18 protein-coding genes are annotated in these 18,816 nt (G+C 67.3%); 13 read left to right on the forward strand and 5 right to left on the reverse strand.

Translation table 11 applies throughout. The annotated features are described in order from the left end of the window. Positions 1-10: 10 nt before the first annotated feature. From C4N9_RS06395 to C4N9_RS06410, 4 genes are all read left to right on the forward strand, one after another. The gene (locus tag C4N9_RS06395) at positions 11-550 is read left to right on the forward strand and encodes a cytochrome b/b6 domain-containing protein (protein ID WP_109532456.1); all 540 of its coding nucleotides are present in this window, start codon (positions 11-13) and stop codon (positions 548-550) included. Further along, positions 547-1,065 (forward strand): helix-turn-helix transcriptional regulator, encoded by a 519-nt coding sequence (locus C4N9_RS06400; protein ID WP_109532457.1) that lies wholly within the window; start codon positions 547-549, stop codon positions 1,063-1,065. Before C4N9_RS06395 ends, C4N9_RS06400 begins: the two co-directional genes overlap by 4 nt. A 179-nt stretch (positions 1,066-1,244) precedes the next feature. Further along, complete coding sequence (gap, locus tag C4N9_RS06405) at positions 1,245-2,249, forward strand: type I glyceraldehyde-3-phosphate dehydrogenase (protein ID WP_109532458.1); 1,005 nt, start codon at positions 1,245-1,247, stop codon at positions 2,247-2,249. Positions 2,250-2,340: 91 nt separating this feature from the next. Then, positions 2,341-4,941, forward strand: a complete 2,601-nt coding sequence (locus C4N9_RS06410) for a cation:proton antiporter (protein ID WP_109532459.1) — start codon at positions 2,341-2,343, stop codon at positions 4,939-4,941. Between the two features lie 6 nt (positions 4,942-4,947). Here the strand turns inward: C4N9_RS06410 and coaD are convergent, their stop codons facing one another. The 3 genes from coaD to C4N9_RS06425 form a co-directional block, all read right to left on the reverse strand. Then, positions 4,948-5,454 carry a pantetheine-phosphate adenylyltransferase gene (coaD, locus tag C4N9_RS06415; RefSeq protein WP_109532460.1) on the reverse strand — a complete coding sequence of 169 codons (507 nt, stop codon included), beginning with the start codon at positions 5,452-5,454 and terminating at the stop codon, positions 4,948-4,950. A 118-nt stretch (positions 5,455-5,572) separates the two neighbouring features. Next, the gene (locus tag C4N9_RS06420) at positions 5,573-6,004 is read right to left on the reverse strand and encodes a CBS domain-containing protein (RefSeq protein WP_109532461.1); all 432 of its coding nucleotides are present in this window, start codon (positions 6,002-6,004) and stop codon (positions 5,573-5,575) included. A 122-nt stretch (positions 6,005-6,126) separates the two neighbouring features. Then, a complete protein-coding gene (locus C4N9_RS06425) occupies positions 6,127-7,038 on the reverse strand; it encodes a LysR family transcriptional regulator (RefSeq protein WP_109532462.1) in 912 nt (303 codons plus the stop codon). Positions 7,039-7,139: 101 nt separating this feature from the next. Here C4N9_RS06425 and C4N9_RS06430 point away from each other — a divergent pair, with 101 nt between their 5' ends. From C4N9_RS06430 to C4N9_RS06465, 8 genes are all read left to right on the forward strand, one after another. After that, positions 7,140-8,639, forward strand: a complete 1,500-nt coding sequence (locus C4N9_RS06430) for a CoA-acylating methylmalonate-semialdehyde dehydrogenase (protein WP_109532463.1) — start codon at positions 7,140-7,142, stop codon at positions 8,637-8,639. A gap of 195 nt (positions 8,640-8,834) precedes the next feature. Beyond that, positions 8,835-9,170, forward strand: coding sequence for a cupredoxin domain-containing protein (locus C4N9_RS06435; RefSeq protein ID WP_109532464.1), 336 nt, complete (start codon positions 8,835-8,837; stop codon positions 9,168-9,170). Between the two features lie 96 nt (positions 9,171-9,266). Then, complete coding sequence (locus C4N9_RS06440; protein WP_109532465.1) at positions 9,267-9,689, forward strand: hypothetical protein; 423 nt, start codon at positions 9,267-9,269, stop codon at positions 9,687-9,689. 117 nt (positions 9,690-9,806) lie between these two features. Then, positions 9,807-10,952: an acyl-CoA dehydrogenase family protein gene (locus C4N9_RS06445; RefSeq protein ID WP_109532466.1), complete on the forward strand. Its 1,146-nt coding sequence runs from the start codon at positions 9,807-9,809 to the stop codon at positions 10,950-10,952. After that, positions 10,952-11,977 carry an enoyl-CoA hydratase/isomerase family protein gene (locus C4N9_RS06450; protein WP_109532467.1) on the forward strand — a complete coding sequence of 342 codons (1,026 nt, stop codon included), beginning with the start codon at positions 10,952-10,954 and terminating at the stop codon, positions 11,975-11,977. Before C4N9_RS06445 ends, C4N9_RS06450 begins: the two co-directional genes overlap by 1 nt. A gap of 37 nt (positions 11,978-12,014) precedes the next feature. Continuing rightward, positions 12,015-12,884 carry a 3-hydroxyisobutyrate dehydrogenase gene (gene mmsB / locus C4N9_RS06455; protein WP_109532468.1) on the forward strand — a complete coding sequence of 290 codons (870 nt, stop codon included), beginning with the start codon at positions 12,015-12,017 and terminating at the stop codon, positions 12,882-12,884. Then, positions 12,884-13,534: a Crp/Fnr family transcriptional regulator gene (locus C4N9_RS06460; protein WP_109532469.1), complete on the forward strand. Its 651-nt coding sequence runs from the start codon at positions 12,884-12,886 to the stop codon at positions 13,532-13,534. The genes mmsB and C4N9_RS06460 overlap by 1 nt, the downstream gene beginning before the upstream one ends. An 89-nt stretch (positions 13,535-13,623) precedes the next feature. Further along, positions 13,624-13,830, forward strand: coding sequence for a YgaP family membrane protein (locus tag C4N9_RS06465; RefSeq protein WP_109532470.1), 207 nt, complete (start codon positions 13,624-13,626; stop codon positions 13,828-13,830). 120 nt (positions 13,831-13,950) lie between these two features. Here the strand turns inward: C4N9_RS06465 and C4N9_RS06470 are convergent, their stop codons facing one another. Both C4N9_RS06470 and C4N9_RS06475 read right to left on the reverse strand, forming a co-directional pair. Continuing rightward, the gene (locus C4N9_RS06470) at positions 13,951-15,792 is read right to left on the reverse strand and encodes an ABCB family ABC transporter ATP-binding protein/permease (RefSeq protein ID WP_109532471.1); all 1,842 of its coding nucleotides are present in this window, start codon (positions 15,790-15,792) and stop codon (positions 13,951-13,953) included. Between the two features lie 148 nt (positions 15,793-15,940). Next, positions 15,941-18,088, reverse strand: coding sequence for a LysM peptidoglycan-binding domain-containing protein (locus tag C4N9_RS06475; protein WP_109532472.1), 2,148 nt, complete (start codon positions 18,086-18,088; stop codon positions 15,941-15,943). A 136-nt stretch (positions 18,089-18,224) separates the two neighbouring features. Between C4N9_RS06475 and C4N9_RS06480 the strand changes: the two genes are divergently transcribed. After that, the gene (locus C4N9_RS06480; protein WP_109532473.1) at positions 18,225-18,785 is read left to right on the forward strand and encodes an LOG family protein; all 561 of its coding nucleotides are present in this window, start codon (positions 18,225-18,227) and stop codon (positions 18,783-18,785) included. Positions 18,786-18,816: the final 31 nt, after the last annotated feature.

Raw genomic sequence — 18,816 nt, forward strand, 5'->3', positions numbered from 1 at the left:
ACACACGACCATGCGCCGCGTCAGGGTCTGGGACCCGCTCATCCGGCTCTTTCACTGGAGCCTCGTCATCGCCTTTGCCGCCAATGCCCTGCTGACCGATCCCGAAAGCGCGATCCATGTCTGGATCGGCTATGTCGCGGTCGGGCTGATCGGCTTCCGCCTGCTCTGGGGGCTGGTCGGCACGCGCTATGCGCGGTTCTCCAGCTTTCCGCCCTCGATCCGAGGGGCGATGCACCAGGTCTCCGACATCGCCACCGGGCGGCGGCAGGCGCATCTGGGCCATACGCCGCTGGGCGCGCTGATGATCTACAACCTGCTGCTGACGATCCTTGCCATCGGCGCCAGCGGCTACATGATGACCACGAACGCCTTCTGGGGCGTCGAATGGGTCGAGGAACTGCACGAGGTGCTGGTGACCTGGGCCGAGGTGTCGATCCTTGTCCATATTGGCGCGGTCTTGTGGGAAAGCCGCCGCACGGGCGTCAATCTGCCGCGCGCGATGATCAGCGGTGACAAGATCGTTCCCGATACGCTAACCACTCAGGAATGACCCAGCCCGCCCCCGACCGCCCCGCCGTCGTCGCCGTGCTTATCGCGGTTCAATCGCTCTGCGCGGCGTATTTCCTTGTCGACGTGCTGCACGATGTGCAGGCCGGCGGGCACGGACCGTTCGAAGCCTTCCTTCTGGCCGAATCCGTCGCCACGCTGGCACTGATCGCGGGGATCGCCTTCGAAATCCGGGTGTTGTTCCGGCTGCTCGAGCGCAAGGCGCATCTGGAACACCAGGTGAGCCTTGCCGCCCGCGCCTTTCACGACGTGGTCGATGCGCGCTTCCTGCAATGGGGTCTGACCGCGGCCGAGCGGGACGTGGCGCATTTCTCCGTCAAGGGCCTGTCGATCAGCGAGATCGCCGCCCTGCGCCAATCCGCCACCGGGACGGTGAAATCGCAACTCAACGCGATCTATCGCAAGGCCGGGGTCGGCAATCGCGGTGAACTTCTGAGCCTGCTGATCGAAGATCTGGTCGCGACCGGCATCGAACCGGGCACCGCCGCACCGGCCTGAGCGCCCCTGCACAATGCTGCACCAGGGGTCCCGGCGCCGTGCGGAAATGGCGGGCCGCCCGGATGAATTTTTCGCAACGCGGGCCCCGTTGACACGCGAAACGTTGACTTTTCGCGCAATATGTGCTGTTAGCGCAAACATACGCCTCGGCCACAGCAACCCCGGGGCAAGGAGCCTCCATGACCACCACGCTTGCCATCAACGGCTTCGGTCGCATCGGACGCCTCGTGCTGCGCGCGCTGATGGACCAGAACCGCAGTGATCTCGAAGTCGTCGCCATCAACGATCTCGGCCCGGTCGAAACCAACGCCCACCTGATGCGCTTCGACAGCGTGCATGGCCGCTACGACCGCGAGGTGACGACGGGCGAGTCCTGGATGAATGTCGGCGGCGGCGAGATCCGCGTCACCGCGCTGCGCAACCCGGCGGAACTGCCGTGGAAGGATGTCGACGTGGTGCTCGAATGCACGGGCGTCTTCACCGATGCGGAAAAGGCGAAGATCCACCTTGAAAACGGCGCCACGCGGGTGCTGGTCTCGGCGCCGTCCAAAGGTGCGGATGCGACGATCGTGTACGGCGTCAATCACGGCACGCTGAAGCCCGCGCACCGGGTCATCTCGAACGCGTCCTGCACCACCAACTGCCTTGCGCCGGTGGCGAAGGTTCTCAATGACAGCGTGGGCATCGTCAAAGGTTTCATGACGACGATCCATTCCTATACCGGCGACCAGCCGACGCTGGACACGATGCACAAGGACATGTACCGCGCCCGCGCCGCCGCGCTCAGCATGATCCCCACCTCGACCGGCGCCGCGCGTGCCGTGGGGCTGGTTCTGCCGGAACTCGACGGCAAGCTCGACGGCGTGGCGATCCGGGTGCCCACGCCGAATGTCTCGGCGGTCGACCTGACCTTCGAGGCGGCGCGCGACACCACGGTGGACGAGATCAACGCGGCCCTTTCCGCCGCTGCGGCCGAAGGCCCGCTCAAGGGCATTCTGGGCGTGACCGGCGACAAGAACGTGTCGATCGACTTCAACCATGACCGGCGCTCGTCGATCGCGGCGCTGGACCAGACCAAGGTGCTGGGCGGCACGATGGTCCGCGTGCTGGCGTGGTATGACAACGAATGGGGCTTTTCCAACCGGATGCTCGACACGGCTGCCGAGGTCGCAAAGCTGGGCTGAGTGCCAATTGTTTCAAACTCTGTCGTAAAGTTGCATTCCCGGCGCGCCTGCCCCCCTGTGCGCCGGGAGTTTTTGTTTTTATTCTAGACAGATGGATATCGTCACTATCGTCGCGGTCACCGCCGCCCTGTTCGTCGTCATCGGCTTGTCAGAGCCGCTGGCCTCGCGCACGCGGCTGCCGGCGACGGTGATCCTGGCCCTGCTGGGCATCCTGATCGGCGCGGCCTCGACCTCGCTTCTGGTATTCCGCGATTCCGAGATGCTGACCAGCGCGGCCGAGCTGATCCACAACCTGCCGATCCGGTCGAATTTCTTCCTTTACGTCTTCCTGCCCACGCTGATCTTCCAGGTTTCGCTGACCATCGACCTGCGGCGGATGCTGGACGACTGGGTGCCGATCCTGATGATGGCGGTGGTGGCCGTCGTGCTCAGCACCATGGCCGTGGGCTGGGCGCTGTATCCGGTGGCGGGGCTGCCGCTCATGGCCTGCCTGATGATCGGCGCCATCGTCTCCACAACCGACCCCTCGGCCGTGGTCAGCATCTTCCGCGCGACACCCGCGCCCTTGCGGCTGGCGCGCATCGTCGAGGGCGAGAGCCTGCTGAACGACGCCGCCGCTATCGCGCTGTTCTCGCTGTTCTTCGCCTTCGTGGCCTTCGGGATTCCCAATCCGCAACTGTCCGACGTCGTGGTCCAGTTCCCGTGGCTGGTGCTGGGCGGCAGCGTGACGGGCTGGCTGGCCGGGCGGCTGGCTCTGGCGGCGATGGCGCGGTTCGACAATCACCCGATGGGGCAGGTCTCGCTCAGCGTGGCCCTGCCCTATCTGACCTATGTCGTGGCCGAGGTGTTCCTTGGCACGTCGGGCGTGATCGCGGTGGTCGCGGCGGGGCTGTCGCTGAATTTCAACGCGCCCGGCACGCTGTCGCCCGCCAATCAGGCCAAGCTGCAGGATACCTGGGACCTGCTGGGCTACTGGGCCGGGGGGCTGATCTTCGTTCTGGCGGCGATCCTGATCCCGCGTCTGGTCTCGGACGCGCAGCCCTGGGACATCGTGCTGGTGGTGATCACGGTGCTGGCCTCGCTGGCGGCGCGGGCGCTTGTACTGTTCGCGCTCCTGCCGCTGCTCACGCGGATGCAGCTGTCGCCCAAGGTCGAGACGCATCAGCGTACCGCGATCCTGTGGGGCGGCCTGCGCGGGGCGGTGACGCTGGCGCTGGCGCTGGCGGTGACCGAAAGCTTCCGCATTCCCGCCGACATCAAGCGCACCGTCGGCATCGTCGCCACGGGCTTCACGCTGTACACGCTGATCGTGCAGGGCACGACGCTGCGCTGGGTCATCCACCGGCTGGGGCTGGACAAGCTGTCGACGCTGGATCTGGCGCTGTCGGCGCAGGTCGTCGCCGTGGCGCTGCAGAGCGTGCGCGAAAACGTGGCCGATACCGCGCGCGATTTCGGGCTGGCCCGCGAGACCGTGCGCGACGAGGCCAAGCGCTTCGCCGAGCGCGTCGATCTGGCCGTCAGCCATGCCGACGAGGGTGCAGGCATCCCCGACCGCGACCGCATCACGCTGGGCCTCGTGGCGCTGGCGGGGCGCGAACGCGACCTGATCCTCGAAGCGTTCCGCGATGGTGTCCTGCCTGCTCGGCTGGCCACCCGGATGGTCTCCGATGCCGACCGCCTGATCGAGCGCACGCGCACCGGCGGGCGTCTGGCCTATCTCAGCACCGCGCGGCGGGTGCACAAATCCGGGCGCGAGCACCGGGTGGCAAGCTTCCTGCACAACCGGCTGCGGATCTCGGCGCCGCTGGCGCGGCAGACCGCCGACCGGTTCGAATATCTGGTGGCCGAAGCGCCGATCCTGCGCGAGCTTCACGATTTCATCGACACCCGCATTCGCCGCATCCACGGCAAGCGCGTAGCCGAGTTGCTGCACGACCTGCTGGAGCGCCGCATGGACGAGGCCGACCGCGCGCTCGACGGTCTGCGGCTGCAATTCCCCGGCTATGCCGAAGAGCTGGAACGCCGCCTGATCCGGCAGATGGTGCTGTCGCAGGAAGAGCGGGAATATGCCGCGCTGGTCGATGACGGCCTGATCGGGCCCGAGCTGCGCCACGCGCTGGATGCCGGGATCGCCCGCCGGCGCAAGCAACTGGCCAAGCGCCCGCCTCTGGATCTGGCGATTCAGCGCAAGGCGCTGGTGGCGGCCTTTCCGCTTTTCGCCGACATGCCCGCCGACCGTCGCAAGATGCTGATGCGGCAGATGCGGACGGTCTATGCGGCGCCCGGCACCGTCCTGCTGCGCCGCGACGAGGCGCCGCGCCGGGTGTGGTTCATCGCCTCGGGCGCGGTCGAGCAGGTGCGCGCGGGACAGGTGCTCAGGCTGGGCCCGGGCGAGATGTTCGGCCACCTCGCCATGCTCAAGCGCAATCTGCGGCGGGGCCAGACGACGGCCATCGCCCATTCCACCCTGCTGACGCTGGACGAGGCGCATTTCGTCAAATTGCTGAACTCCGACCAGACCTTGCGGGACGCGGTGATCAACTCGGCCCGCACGCGCGGCGTGCCGCTCGACGAGGTGGCGGTCGTGGCGGGGGTCAGCACGCCCGCCGATCCCGGTACCGCGCCAAAGAAGAAGGGCACCGCCGAGATCAAGGCCGCGCCCCGTGAACCTGAGGTCCGAAGCGACGCCTGAGCGCGCTCAGCGTTCCAGCTTGGGGCCGAACTTGCCGCGCAGCGCGGTGTTCACCGGAGCCGGCACGAACTTGGTGACGTCGCCGCCCAGCCGGGCGATTTCCTTGACCAGTTTCGACGCGATCGCCTGACGCCGGGCATCGGCCATCAGGAACACCGTCTCGATCCGGTCGTCGAGCGCGCGGTTCATGCCGACCATCTGGAACTCGTATTCGAAATCCGCAACCGCACGCAGGCCGCGGATGATGACCCCGGCGCCCACGTCGCGCGCGCAGTCGATCAGCAGGTTTTCGAACGGATGCACGATGATTTCGGTGCCGGTGCGCTCGGTCAGGGCGGCGGTTTCGCCCTCGACCATCGCCACGCGCTCGTCGAGCGAAAAAAGCGGTCCCTTGTCGCGGTTGATCGCGACGCCGATCACCAGCCTGTCGACCAGCGCGCAAGCCCGGGTGATGATGTCCATATGCCCAAGCGTGAGCGGATCGAAAGTGCCAGGATAAAGGCCGATGCGCATCGCGTCCCCCTTCCGGATGTCATGTCCGCGTCACGCAACAATATTGCGCCGGATTATGCAAGCGCAGAAATTCAGATCGCGGCGGCGCGCGAGGGACGGCGGGGGACCGGGACGGGGCTCAGTTCCCCATGATCATCCCGGTCAGGGCGTCTTTCTCCATCTGCAGCTCGCTCAGCCGGGCGGCGACGACGTCCCCGATCGAGATGAAGCCGACCATCACGTTGTCCTCCATCACCGGCATGTGGCGAAAGCGCCGCGTGGTCATGGTTTCCAGAACCGTGTCGGTATTGTCGCCCGGTGCGCAGCCATAGATCGCGCGGGTCATCACCTTTTCCACCGGCTGGTTCAGCGCCTCGGGGCCCGCGCGCCCCAGCTCGCGCACGATGTCGCGCTCGGACACGATGCCCTTGACCTTCTTGCCATCCGTCGACACCACGACCGCGCCGATCCGCCGGGTCGACAACAGGTCGACGACCTCGCGCAGCGTGGCCTTCGGGCCGATGGTGACGATTCCGGCGGCCTTGTTTTTCAGGATCTGGCTAACAAGCATGGGCACCTCCCGCTTCCATGTATGTCCTTGAAATCGGACACCGCGCCCGCGACCCTGTCAAGATTTCATTTGGCGATAATCCGTCCGCGACGAAGCGCCGCCCGGCGCGTTTCCGCCACCCTTCACGCCGTCGCCTGCTGGTGGACCTGCGCTTCGAGCCGCGCGATCTCGGCGCGCATCCCGGCGACCAGCGCCTGCGAGAACCGCTCGATCCGGGGAACCTTGCGGTCATCGGCATGGCGCACGAGATGAAAGGCGCGGGTCAGCCGGAAAGTCCGGGTCAGCACGCGGGTAATGCCCTGCGTCGCGGGCAGCGCGAAATCGTGCACGACGCCCACCCCCGCGCCCTGCCGGATCAGGTTAAGCTGCACCGAGACCGAGTTCGAGGTGACGGGCGCCTGCTCGACCCCCAGATCGGCAAGGTAATCGAGTTCCCGGTCGAAGATCATGTCGGGGATATAGCCGATCACCCGATGCGTGCGCAGATCGTCCAGCGTGTCCAGCGGCGGGGCATCGGCCAGATAGGCGGTGCTGGCGGCCAGCGACAGGTGGTAATCGGCGATCCGCGTGGCGATGACACGGCCCTGTTCGGGGCGCGAGACGGCGATGACCATATCCGCCTCGCGCCGGGTCAGACTGAAGACCCGCGGCAGAGCCACGATCTGCACCTCCAGCGCCGGGTTCTCGGCCACGATTCCGGCCACGACCTGCGGCAGCAGGTAATTCGCGCAGCCATCCGGGGCGCCGATGCGGATCTGGCCGCTGATCCCTTCGCCCGGACCGGACAACGCCTCGCGCGCGCGCTCCATCTCGGCCTCGATGGCCTCGGCATGATGCACAAGCCGCGCGCCCTCGTCCGTCAGCCCGTAGCCCTGCGGCGATCGGCTGAAGAGCCGCGCCCCCAGCGCCGCCTCCAGCCGCGTCACGCGCCGGCCGACGGTTGCCGCGTCCATTTTCAGAACGCGCCCCGCCCGCGACAGGCTGTCCCCGCGCGCCACGGCGAGAAACACTTTCAGATCGTCCCAGTCGGCCACGTCACCCCTGCAATTTTGCAAAATCACTTTTGGGAAACTGCCTCTGTTCAGGGCATTTCTGCAAGGCTATTCTGCGCCGAGAGTTTCAGGAGGAGCGTTCCATGAAGGATATCGGACACTGGATCGACGGCAAGATGGTCGCCGGCACCTCGGGCCGCAGCGCCGACGTGATGAATCCCGCTACCGGCGAGGTTCAGGGCAAGGTCGCGCTGGCCACGGTCGACGAGCTCAATGACGCCGTTGCGCGCGCCGCCGAGGCGCAGGTCGCCTGGGGCGCCACCAATCCGCAGCGCCGCGCGCGGGTGATGATGAAGTTCGCCGACCTGATCAACCGCGACATGGACAAGCTCGCCGAGCTGGTCTCGGTCGAACACGGCAAGACCCTGCCCGACGGACGCGGCGACGTGCAGCGCGGGCTTGAGGTGATCGAGGTCTGCATGGGCGCGCCGCATATGCTCAAGGGCGAGTACATGAACGATGGCGGCCCCGGCATCGACCTGTATTCGATGCGCCAGCCGCTGGGCGTCGTGGCCGGCATCACGCCCTTCAACTTCCCTGCCATGATCCCGCTGTGGAAAATGGGCCCGGCGCTGGCCGCGGGGAACGCGATGATCCTCAAGCCGTCCGAGCGCTGCCCGTCCACCTCGCTGGCGCTGGCCGAACTGCTGAAGGAAGCGGGCCTGCCCGACGGCGTGCTGCAGGTCGTCAACGGCGACAAGGAAGTGGTCGACGCGATCCTCGACAACGACACGATTCAGGCCGTGGGCTTCGTCGGCTCCACGCCCATCGCGCAATACATCTATGGCCGTGCCGCCAATAACGGCAAGCGCGCGCAGTGCTTCGGCGGTGCCAAGAACCACATGCTGATCATGCCCGACGCGGATCTCGACAAGGCCGCCGATGCGCTGGTGGGCGCGGGCTACGGCGCGGCGGGCGAGCGCTGCATGGCGATCTCGGTCGCGGTGCCGGTGGGCGAGAAGACCGCCGACGCGCTGATGGAAAAGCTGATTCCGCGCGTCGAGAAGCTGAAAGTCGGCCCCTACACGGCGGGCGAGGACGTGGATTACGGCCCCGTCATCACCGGCCAGGCGCTGGAGCGGATCAAGGGTCTGATCGGCTCGGGCGTGGAACAGGGCGCGGATCTGAAGATCGACGGCCGCGATTTCAGCCTGCAGGGCTATGAGAACGGCTATTTCATCGGCCCGTCGCTGTTCGACCGCGTCGAGCCCGAGATGGACATCTACAAGGAAGAGATCTTCGGCCCGGTCCTGTCGGTGGTGCGCCGCAACAGCTATGACGAGGCGCTGAAGCTGGTGATGGACAACCAGTATGGCAACGGCACCTCGATCTTCACCGCCGACGGCGACACCGCGCGCGACTTCGCGGCGAAGGTGAATGTCGGCATGGTCGGCATCAACTTCCCGATCCCCGTGCCGCTGAGCTATTTCACCTTCGGCGGCTGGAAGAAATCGGCCTTCGGCGATCTCAACCAATACGGCCCCGACGCCTTCCGCTTCTATACCAAGACGAAGACCGTCACGGCGCGCTGGTTCTCGGGGATCAAGGAAGGCGGCGAGTTTGCCTTCAAGGCGATGGACTGACCCGCTGCCACAGAGCCCGACACGCGGCCGCCCTTCTGGGCGGCCGTTTGCTTTTGCCTCACTTGGTCTTTGACCGGCGGGCGCGGCGGGCGCATCATCCGCCGGCGCCCCGGTCGTTCCCTGTTCCGCCGGGAACAGCCCGCACCGCCCGAACATGGCACACAGGACGTCCAAACCGCGAAACCGGAGAAACCGATGACCGACCTGACCCGCCGCAAAGCCCTGATCCTGACCGCCGGCGCCCCGATCGCGCTTGGCCTTGCAACGCGCGCCAAAGCCGCCACCGCCGAGGTCACGATCCAGGGCATGGCCTTTGCCCCCGCGACGATCACCATCGCCGCCGGCGACAGCGTGCGCTGGACCAACAGCGACGCGGCGCCCCATACCGCGACCTTCCGCGCGACGGGCGCCGATACCGGGCGCCTCAACCGCGGCGACAGCGGCGCGCTGACCTTCGACACGCCGGGCAGCTATGAATATGCCTGCGCGATCCATCCCTCGATGCGGGGGCAGGTCATCGTGACCGGCTGACGCCGGAGGCCAAAAGCACTGGCAGGCAAGAACTTTGTGGTAACCAAGCGGATTCCCGCCTAACCTGACCGTCTGAACAGAGTTTTCGAGGGTTCCTTGCCTGCGAGTTTCCGGATCTTGCCCGCGCGTGGACTGGTCTATGTCCGCTATTGGGGTTTCGTCACCATCGACGACAGCGTCCGGCTGATCCGCGAATACCTGCCCCATCCCGACCGTTCGCCGGGACAGAAACAACTGATCGACCTGTCGGATGTCAGCGGGTTCGAATCCGATATCGTCCGGCTGATGGAAATACAGGCTCAGAAAGCCGATATCTTCCGCCCCACCGACGGGACGCAGACCCTGCTGGTCTATTACGCGCCGCATGACGAAGGCTTCGAGATGGCCAAGCTCATCATGCGCTCGTGGCAGGGCGTGGCCTCGGTGATCTCGACCATCCAGCGGCGCGAAACCGATGCGCTCGACATTCTGGGCCTGCCGGAACGGGACGTCGAAGCTTTGGTGTCAGACGATCAGTAATCCGCCCTCGGCGTGAACGCTCGCGCCGCAGCGTCGCACTTGCACGCGGTTGCAAAACTCCTGAAACAATCGGAATTTAACGAGTGTTCAATTCCATGAGCCAAGGGAGGGACGCGCATGGATTTCGCGCTGAGCGACGAGCAGATCGCCATTTTCGACATGGCCCATGCCTTCGGGCAGGAGCATATCGCGCCCCATGCGCGGGAATGGGAAGCCAAGGGCACGATCCCGCGCGATCTGTGGCCGAAGCTGGCCGAGCTGGGCCTTGGCGGGCTGTATGTCAGCGAAGAGAACGGCGGCACCGGGCTGTCGCGGCTGGACGCGGTGCTGGTCTTCGAAGCGCTCAGCATGGCTTGCCCCTCGGTCGCGTCCTTCCTGTCCATCCACAACATGTGCGCGGCGATGCTGGACAAATTCGGCTCGGACGACGTGAAGGCCCGCATCCTTGCCCCCGCCGTGACGATGGAGAAAGTCCTGTCCTACTGCCTGACCGAACCCGGCGCGGGCTCGGACGCGGCGGCGCTGAAGACGCGCGCGGCGAAGGGCAATGACGGCTACCGGCTGAACGGGACCAAGGCCTTCATCTCGGGCGGCGGCTATTCGGACGCCTATGTCGTCATGTGCCGCACGGGCGATGACGGGCCCAAGGGCATTTCCACCGTGGTGGTCGAGCACGGGACAGAGGGCCTGTCCTATGGCGGGCTCGAGGACAAGATGGGCTGGCGGTCGCAACCCACGCGGCAGGTGCAGTTCGACGATTGCCGCGTGCCGCTGGAGAACCTTGTGGGGACCGAAGGCGACGGGTTCAAATACGCGATGATCGGGCTCGATGGCGGGCGGCTCAATATCTCGGCCTGTTCGCTGGGCGGTGCGCAGGCCGCGCTGACCCAGACGCTGGCCTATATGGGCGAGCGCAAGGCTTTCGGCAAAAGCATCGACCAGTTCCAGGCGCTGCAGTTCCGGCTGGCCGATATGGAGATCGAGCTGCAGGCGGCCCGCATATTCCTGCGGCAGGCCGCGTGGAAGCTCGACCAGAAGGCGCCCGACGCGACCAAGTTCTGCGCCATGGCCAAGAAATTCGTCACCGAAGCCGGTTCGCGCATCGCCGACCAGTGCCTTCAGCTTCACGGAGGCTATGGTTATCTTGCCGATTACGGGATCGAGAAGATCGTGCGCGACCTGCGCGTGCATCAGATCCTTGAGGGCACGAACGAAATCATGCGTCTGATCACCGTTCGGGCGCTGCTGGCTGAGAGAGGCTGATGGAACCCGAAATCCTCATCCGCAAGGAGGGCCGCGCCGGCCGCCTGACCCTGAACCGCCCCAAGGCGCTGAACGCGCTGACGCATGACATCTGCCTGAAAACGACCGAGGCGCTGGAAGCGTGGCGCAACGATCCCGACGTGGCGCTGGTGATCCTGGACGGCGCGGGCGACCGCGCCTTCTGCGCGGGTGGCGACGTGGCGCAGGTCACGGCGGCGGGCAAGGCAGGCGATTACGCGATGGGCCGGGATTTCTGGCGCGACGAGTACCGCATGAACCTGCTGCTGTCGCATTATCCCAAGCCGGTCGTCAGCTTCATGCAGGGCTTCGTCATGGGCGGCGGCGTGGGTTACGGCTGCCATATTCCCTTCCGTGTGGTGGGCGAATCGACACAGATGGCGATGCCCGAATGCGGCATCGGCATGATCCCGGATGTGGGCGGCACATGGCTTCTGGGCCGCGCCCCGGGGCAGCTGGGCCTGTATCTGGCGCTGACGGCGGCACGGATGGGGCCGGGCGACGCGATCCATGCGCGCTTTGCCAACCGTTTCATCCCCGAGGCCGAGTGGGACGCGGTGAAGGCGCGGCTGTGCGAGACGGGTGACGTGATCGAATTGCCCGCCCATGGCACGCCCGAAAGCGCAATGGCCGCCCAGCAGCACCATATCGACGCGCTTTTCGCGGGCGAGACGATGGCCGATTTCGTCGCCGCGCTCGAAGCCGACAGCTCGGATCTGGCCGCGCGCACGCTCAAGGCGATCCGCCATAACTCGCCCCTGTCGATGGCCTCCACGCTGGCGATGCTGCGCCCTGCCCCGGCAAGCCTGGCCGAGGCGCTGAAGCAGGAATACCGCTGGACGTGGCGCTCGATGGAGCGGTCGGATTTCATCGAGGGCGTGCGCGCGCTCCTGATCGACAAGGACCGCAATCCCCGCTGGCGCCACGACGCCCCCGACGCCGTGCCCGAGGCCGATGTCGCGGCGATGCTGGAAAGCCTTGGCGAGAACGAGCTGACATTTCCCTGACGCAGCCAGCGTCCGCGGATCAAGAGGAGGACCCGCAATGAACATCGCCTTTATCGGCCTTGGCAATATGGGCGCGCCGATGGCGCAGAACCTGATCAAGGCCGGCCATAGCGTGACCGGCTTCGACACCGCCGCCGCGCCCGAGGGCATCCCCATGGCCGCCTCGGCGCCCGAGGCCGTCCAGGAGGCCGATGTGGTCATCACCATGCTGCCCAACGGCGCGATCCTGCGCTCGGTCGCCAACCTGGTGATCCCGGCCATGAAACCGGGCGCCGTGCTGTGCGATTGCTCGACCGTCGACGTGGACAGCGCGAAAGCGGTGGCCGAACAGGCGGAAGCGGCGGGGCTGGGGGCGCTCGACGCACCGGTCTCGGGCGGGGTCGGCGGGGCCTCGGCGGGCACGCTGACCTTCATGGTGGGCGGTGGCGACGCGGCTTTTGCCACCGTGCAGCCGCTGTTCGAGATCATGGGCCAGAAAGCCGTCCATTGCGGCGCGGCCGGGGCGGGCCAGTCGGCCAAGATCTGCAACAACATGATCCTCGGCGTGACGATGATCGCCACCTGCGAGGCTTTCGCACTGGCCGACAAGCTGGGGCTCGACCGGCAGAAGATGTACGATGTCGTCAGCACCTCGTCTGGCTACAGCTGGACGATGAACGCCTATACGCCCGCGCCGGGCGTCGGCGCGACCAGCCCCGCCGATAACGGCTACAAGCCCGGTTTCGCCGCCGAGCTGATGCTCAAGGACCTGCGCCTGTCGCAACAGGCAGCCGAAAGCGCCGATGCCGACACGCCGATGGGCCAGCTTGCCGCCGCGCTCTACGAGCATTTCGTCGAGCAGGAGAACGGCAAGGGCATGGATTTCTCGGCCATGCTGCCGCGCTTCGAGAAACGCGGGCGCGGCTGATGGGCGCGGGCTGGGCGGCGGCGGCCTTTGCGGGGCTCGATGCCCCCGATATCGCCCGTCTCGACGCCCTGCCCGTTCACGCGCTACCGGCGGGAACAAGGCTCTTTGGTCCCGGCGAGCAGGCGCAGGGTTTCGCCGTGATCCTGTCGGGCCGGGTCGAGGTCTCGCTCACCGGGGCCTCGGGGCGCGAGATCCTGCTCTACGCCATCGAACCCGGCCAGAGCTGCATCCAGTCCACGCTGGGCCTGATGGGCGACGAGCCCTATACCGGCGAGGCGATCACCGTCCGCGACACCCGCCTCGCGCTGATCCCCGCGCCGCTCTTCCGCGCGCTGATGGATCGCTCGGGACCGTTCCGCGCGCAGGTCTTCCACGCCTTCGCCACCCGAATGAGCGAGATGACCCAACTCCTCGAACGCGTGGCCTTCACCCGGGTCGAGGCCCGGCTGGCGCAGGCGCTGCTGGATCTGGGGCCCGAGGGCCTGGTCACGGCCACCCATGCGGAGCTCGCCGCGCGGATCGGATCCGCGCGCGAGGTGGTGTCGCGCCGGCTCGAAGCGCTGGCAAGGCGCGGACTGGTCGGCACCGAACGCGGACGCATCCTGTTGCGCGACCTGCCGGGGCTGCGACAGCTTGCCTCGGTCGGGTGACGATCCGATGTGACCATGTCACAGACGGCAAGGACAAAGGGGATGTAGCGTCAGAGCAGATTATCCCGCTGGCCCCAAAGGAGCACCCCATGTTCGCGCGCAATGAAGGCGGTCTCGACCGCGCCCTCCGGATCGTTGCAGGTCTCGCCCTGATCGCCTGCTTCTTCCTCTTTCCTGACGCGGCCTATCGCTGGGCCTTCCTTCTGGGCATCGTGCCGCTGGTGACAGGGCTCGCCGGCACCTGCCCGCTCTACTCGATCCTCGGCATCAGCACCTGCCCGGTCAAGCGCTCGTAACGGGCCGGGACCGGAGGGGCCCGAAGGGCCCCGACACGCCGCGCGAAGGCTCCCCTTGCGGGGGCCTGAGCGCGGCGTTTGCCTTGCCCTTGCTCTCGCTCCGCCGGGCCACGACGGGGCTTATTGCGCCGCGTCGACCAGCCGCTCGGCCGCCTGATGCGCCCACATCTGCGCATAGCGCTGGCCCTGTACCAGAAGCTCGGCATGGCTGCCCGCCTCGACCACCTTGCCCGCTTCCAGCACCACGATCCGGTCGGCATCGACCACGGTCGACAGCCGGTGCGCGATGGTGATGACCGTGCGGCCCTGCCCGGCCGCCGCCAGCGCCTCGTGGATCGAGCGTTCCGTCTGCGTATCCAGCGCCGAGGTCGCCTCGTCCAGAAGCAGGATCGCGGGATCCTTCAGAAGCGTGCGCGCGATGCCCACGCGCTGCTTCTCGCCACCCGACAGTTTCAGCCCCCGCTCGCCCACCTGCGTGTCATAGCCCTCGGGCAGCCCGATGATGAAATCGTGGATCCGCGCCGCCTTCGCCGCGGCCTCGACCTCGGCGCGGGTGGCGTCGTCCTTGCCGTACGCGATGTTGTAATAGATCGTGTCGTTGAACAGCACCGTGTCCTGCGGCACGACGCCGATGGCCCGGTGCAGGCTGTCCAGCGTCACGTCGCGGATGTCCTGCCCGTCGATCTCGATCGCGCCGCCGGTCACGTCGTAGAACCGGAACAGCAGCCGCCCGATCGTGGATTTCCCGCTGCCCGAATGCCCGACCAGCGCCAGTGTCTGACCGGCGGGCACGTCCAGCGTGATCCCTTTGAGGATGGGCCGCGCCGGATCATAGGCGAAACGCACATCCTTCAGCGCGACGCGACCGCCCCGCAGGGCCAGCGCGTGGGCGCCCGGCTTCTCGTGCACATCGGGCGGCTGTTCGAGCAGGCCGAACATCTCGCCCATATCGACCAGCGCCTGCCGGATCTCGCGATAGACCGTGCCCAGGAAACCCAGGGGCATCGTGATCTGGATCATGTAGGCATTGACCATGACGAAATCTCCGACCGTCAGCGTCCCCGCCTGCACGCCGCGCGCCGCCATCACCATCACCGCGACCAGCCCCGAGGTGATCAGCGCGGTCTGGCCGAAATTCAGGATCGCCAGCGAATACGACGTCTTCAGCGCCGCCTGTTCATAGCCCGCCATGGCGGTGTCATAGCGCCGGCTCTCGCGCGCTTCGGCGTTGAAATACTTGACGGTTTCGAAATTCAGCAGGCTGTCGATCGCCTTCTGGTTGGCGTCGGTATCCTGCTTGTTCATCTCGCGCCGGATCTTCACCCGCCATTCGGTGACGATGAAGGTGAAGGCCACGTAAAGCGTGATCACCCCCAGGATCACCACCATGTACCAGATGTCGAACAGGATCGTCATGACCACGCCGATCATCAACAATTCCAGCACCAGCGGCCCGATGGAAAACAACAGGAAGCGCAGCAGGAACTCGACGCCCTTCACGCCGCGCTCGATGATCCGGCTCAGCCCGCCCGTCTTGCGCGTCAGGTGATAGCGCAGGCTCAGCTGGTGGACATGCGTGAAGGTCTCCAGCGCCAGCCGGCGCAGCGCGCGTTGCGCCACCGCCGCGAACAGCGCGTCGCGCAATTGCTGGAAGCCGTTGTTCATCAGCCGGGCAAGGCCATAGGCCACCGTCAGCCCGACCGCCCCGATCCCCACCAGCCAGCCCGCATCCAGCTCGCTCGGCGCCAGCGCATCGACCGCGCTCTTGTACAGGATGGGCGTGCCCACCGCGATCAGCTTCGAGGCCAGAAGCGCCAGCATCGCCAGCACCACGCGCGCGCGCAACGTAGTCTGTCCCTCGGGCCACAGATAGGGCGCGACCTTGGCGATCGTCGCCCAGCCCGAGGCGCGGGGTTCGCTGGGATCGGAGGGCAGCGCGTTCGAACTGGGGCGGTATCTCATTCAGGCTCCGGGCTGGCGGCAGCGGCGGAAGGGCGCGAAAACGCATCCGTCGACAGGGCTCGCGGAGGACACAGATAGCCATCCCGCGCCGCCGGGGCCAGTCCGAAGGCCGCATGGGCTGCGAAATGACGCGGTGCGGCGAACCGGATCAGCGGTCCGGCAGCGTGAAGATCTGCCCCGGATAGATCAGGTCGGGATCGCGGATCTGGCTGCGATTGGCGCGGTAGATGATCACGTATTGCTCGCCCTGCCCGTAGCGCTCGCGCGAGATATGCCAAAGCGTGTGTCCGGGCTGGACGGTGATCAGCGACACGCTGGGTGTCGGGGGCGCCGGCATTGGTGACGGCACGGGCGAGCTTGCAGTGTCGGAAGCGTCGCCCTCGACGGACGCCGGGCGCGTGCCGTTTGCGGGCGCTTCCCCGTCGGCCGCGCGGCCAGCATCGGCGGACGAAACCGCGCGTGCCTCGGCGGTTTCGGTCCGGGTTTGCGTCGGGTCCGCGGATGGCGGCGGGACGGCGGAGGCACTGGCTTGCGCATCCGTCGCAACCGGCGCCGAGACCCGGCTGTCGCCTTGCGACGCCGGGCGGCTCTCGCCGTCGGCTTGGCCATTGCCCTGCGTCCCGGTTCCGGCCGCGTCAACCGAAGCGATCTGCGCCGGCTCTTCCGCATCGGGGGCCGGACGCTCGCCGGACGTCGTTGCAGGCTCGGTCGTGCTGGCGGGCGCGTCGCCCCCCTCGGCCTGCGCGATGTCCGGGACCGGCGATGCGCTTGGGACGTCGCCGCCCGGCGCCTGCGCCTCGGCCTGTGCCAGCGCCGCGTTCTGCGCGTCGATCTGAGCCTGTGCTTCGGCCACGCGGGCCGGATCCTCGCGCTGGAACGGGGTCTCGAAGCGCGAGGTCACGCCGCCCCCGTCGCTCAGTTGATCGACGCGCAGCGTGTAGACGCCCGGCGCGATGGCGGGCAGATCAAGCCGCCAGTCCCCGGCCTCGGCGGTCGCCGTCGCGATGGCGCGGTTATCCAGGTAGATCCGCAGATCCGCCCGCGGATCGACGCCCGCCGCGCGACCCGAGATCTGCACGTCCCCGCTGTCGGAATAGCTGATCGTGTCGATGACGACGTTATCCATGACATTCGGACCGGGATCGAGCACCTCGACCTGCCCGTCGCCCCGCAGAAGGAACGCGGTCGGCAGTTCGGCCGTGTCACCCGGCGCAGCGGCCTGAGCCTGCGCCAGGGCAGTTTCGGCCTGCTCCACGACTGAGGTATCGGGCGCGCTACCGGCGGGCGACGTATCGGGCGTCTCGGTCTGCGCGTCGGACGACGGGGCTTCAGCGACAATCTCGGCGTCACGCGGCGCTTCCGGTGCCGAATCCTCGCGCGGGGACGCGATTTCGGGCGTCTCGGCGGCACCCGCTTGCTCGGGTGCCGCGCCATCCGGGGCCGTTTCGGGGGTCTCGGCAGGACGTGGGGCCGTTTCTTCGGATGAAGGCTCCTCGGCGCCGAGATCCAAGGCCAGCGCCTCGTCGCCTGCAGCGTCTTCCGTTGTCGCCGCCTCGCGGCCAGTGTCTGCCGCCGTATCGCCGGCAGGCGCCATCTCGGAGACAGGCGCGTCCGAGAGCCCCTCTACCGCCGCCTGCCCGGCCCCCTGATCGTCGGACTGACCTGCGTCCCCGGGAGTGTCCCCCGTCTCGGCCACTGCCTGGCGCGCTGTCTCGGCACCGCTTGCGTCCCCCTCCGGCGCCAGCGCGGCCAGTTGCTCGGGTGCCTGAGGACGCGGGGTCAGGATGACGGTATCGACCGCCTGCGTGACGTTGCCCGCGCCGTCCTCCATTTCAAGCGTCATCATCTGCGCGGCATCGCTGCTGCCCAGCGAGAAGATCGCCACGAATTGCCCGGCGCTGTCGGCCATTGCCTGCGCGACCACCGCGCCATCGACGCGCAGGTTGATCGCGGCCCCCGGGCTGGCCGAGCCCGCCACCAGTGCCGCCCCGTCGCGCGCCACCCGGACGACGTCGAAGGCGGGCACGACCGGCGCCTCGGCCATCCCGGCGTCGGCGTCGGTCACCGGGGCATCTTGGTCAGCGCTTTCGGTCCCATCTTCGGCCACATCCGCGCGCGGCTCTGGCGCGGAGGCAGCCGTGTCGGCGGGCGGCGCGACCTCGCCTGTGGCCGCGATGTCATTGGCGGGGACCGGCGCGTCCAGCTCGGCCGGGCGGCCCGAGAGGATGACCCACGCCACGACCCCCGCCGCGACGATCGCACCGCCCCCCAACCACCAAACGAGCCCCTTGATCATCGTGCCGTCACCCTTGGGTCAAACCAGCCGGACCGCAAAGGCCCGCGCCCTTGTTCCCGTGTGACTTCCTTTGTAACAACGCCTGTATCTATGGGCAAAAGAATTATCATCCCCAAGGTCTAGCAAGAGGTCTGCCATGTCGCCTGTCCCGCCCTCGGTCTGTGTCTTCTGCGGCTCGCGTCCGGGCACCGACCCGGCGATGATGCAGGCCGCGCGCGAAACCGGGGCGATGCTGGCCAGGCGCGGCTGGCGGCTGGTTTACGGCGCGGGCGATGTCGGGCTGATGGGGGCCACGGCGCAGGCTACGCAGGAAGCGGGCGGGCGCACCTTCGGCGTGATCCCCACGCACCTGATCCATGACGAACTGGCGCGCGCGAGCCTCGATGCGCTGGTCATCACCGAGACGATGCACGAGCGCAAGAAGGTGATGTTCGCCAATTCACACGCGGCGGTGGTGCTGCCGGGCGGCGCGGGGACGCTGGACGAATTCTTCGAGGTCGTGACCTGGGCGCAGATCGGCCTGCACGGCAAACCCGTGATCCTGGTCGATACGAACGGGTTCTGGCAGCCGCTGATCGCGCTCATCGACCATGTGATCGAGCAGGGCTTCGCTCCTGCCGGTTTGCGCGATCTTGTCACCATCGTGCCCGATATCGGGATGCTTGAAGTGGCACTTGCAGCACACTTGCCCGCCTGACGCCGGCTTCGCGTCAACGCCGTCTTTACGC

The sequence above is a fragment of the Pararhodobacter marinus genome, from assembly GCF_003122215.1.
Classification (GTDB): domain Bacteria; phylum Pseudomonadota; class Alphaproteobacteria; order Rhodobacterales; family Rhodobacteraceae; genus Pararhodobacter; species Pararhodobacter marinus.

Coding starts and splice junctions, on each gene's coding strand:
- C4N9_RS06395 (WP_109532456.1), top strand. CDS start 11: ATGCGCCGCGTCAGGGTCTGGGACCCGCTCATCCGGCTCTTTCACTGG.
- C4N9_RS06400 (WP_109532457.1), top strand. CDS start 547: ATGACCCAGCCCGCCCCCGACCGCCCCGCCGTCGTCGCCGTGCTTATC.
- gap (WP_109532458.1), top strand. CDS start 1,245: ATGACCACCACGCTTGCCATCAACGGCTTCGGTCGCATCGGACGCCTC.
- C4N9_RS06410 (WP_109532459.1), top strand. CDS start 2,341: ATGGATATCGTCACTATCGTCGCGGTCACCGCCGCCCTGTTCGTCGTC.
- coaD (WP_109532460.1), bottom strand. CDS start 5,454: ATGCGCATCGGCCTTTATCCTGGCACTTTCGATCCGCTCACGCTTGGG.
- C4N9_RS06420 (WP_109532461.1), bottom strand. CDS start 6,004: ATGCTTGTTAGCCAGATCCTGAAAAACAAGGCCGCCGGAATCGTCACC.
- C4N9_RS06430 (WP_109532463.1), top strand. CDS start 7,140: ATGAAGGATATCGGACACTGGATCGACGGCAAGATGGTCGCCGGCACC.
- C4N9_RS06435 (WP_109532464.1), top strand. CDS start 8,835: ATGACCGACCTGACCCGCCGCAAAGCCCTGATCCTGACCGCCGGCGCC.
- C4N9_RS06445 (WP_109532466.1), top strand. CDS start 9,807: ATGGATTTCGCGCTGAGCGACGAGCAGATCGCCATTTTCGACATGGCC.
- C4N9_RS06450 (WP_109532467.1), top strand. CDS start 10,952: ATGGAACCCGAAATCCTCATCCGCAAGGAGGGCCGCGCCGGCCGCCTG.
- mmsB (WP_109532468.1), top strand. CDS start 12,015: ATGAACATCGCCTTTATCGGCCTTGGCAATATGGGCGCGCCGATGGCG.
- C4N9_RS06460 (WP_109532469.1), top strand. CDS start 12,884: ATGGGCGCGGGCTGGGCGGCGGCGGCCTTTGCGGGGCTCGATGCCCCC.
- C4N9_RS06465 (WP_109532470.1), top strand. CDS start 13,624: ATGTTCGCGCGCAATGAAGGCGGTCTCGACCGCGCCCTCCGGATCGTT.
- C4N9_RS06470 (WP_109532471.1), bottom strand. CDS start 15,792: ATGAGATACCGCCCCAGTTCGAACGCGCTGCCCTCCGATCCCAGCGAA.
- C4N9_RS06475 (WP_109532472.1), bottom strand. CDS start 18,088: ATGATCAAGGGGCTCGTTTGGTGGTTGGGGGGCGGTGCGATCGTCGCG.
- C4N9_RS06480 (WP_109532473.1), top strand. CDS start 18,225: ATGTCGCCTGTCCCGCCCTCGGTCTGTGTCTTCTGCGGCTCGCGTCCG.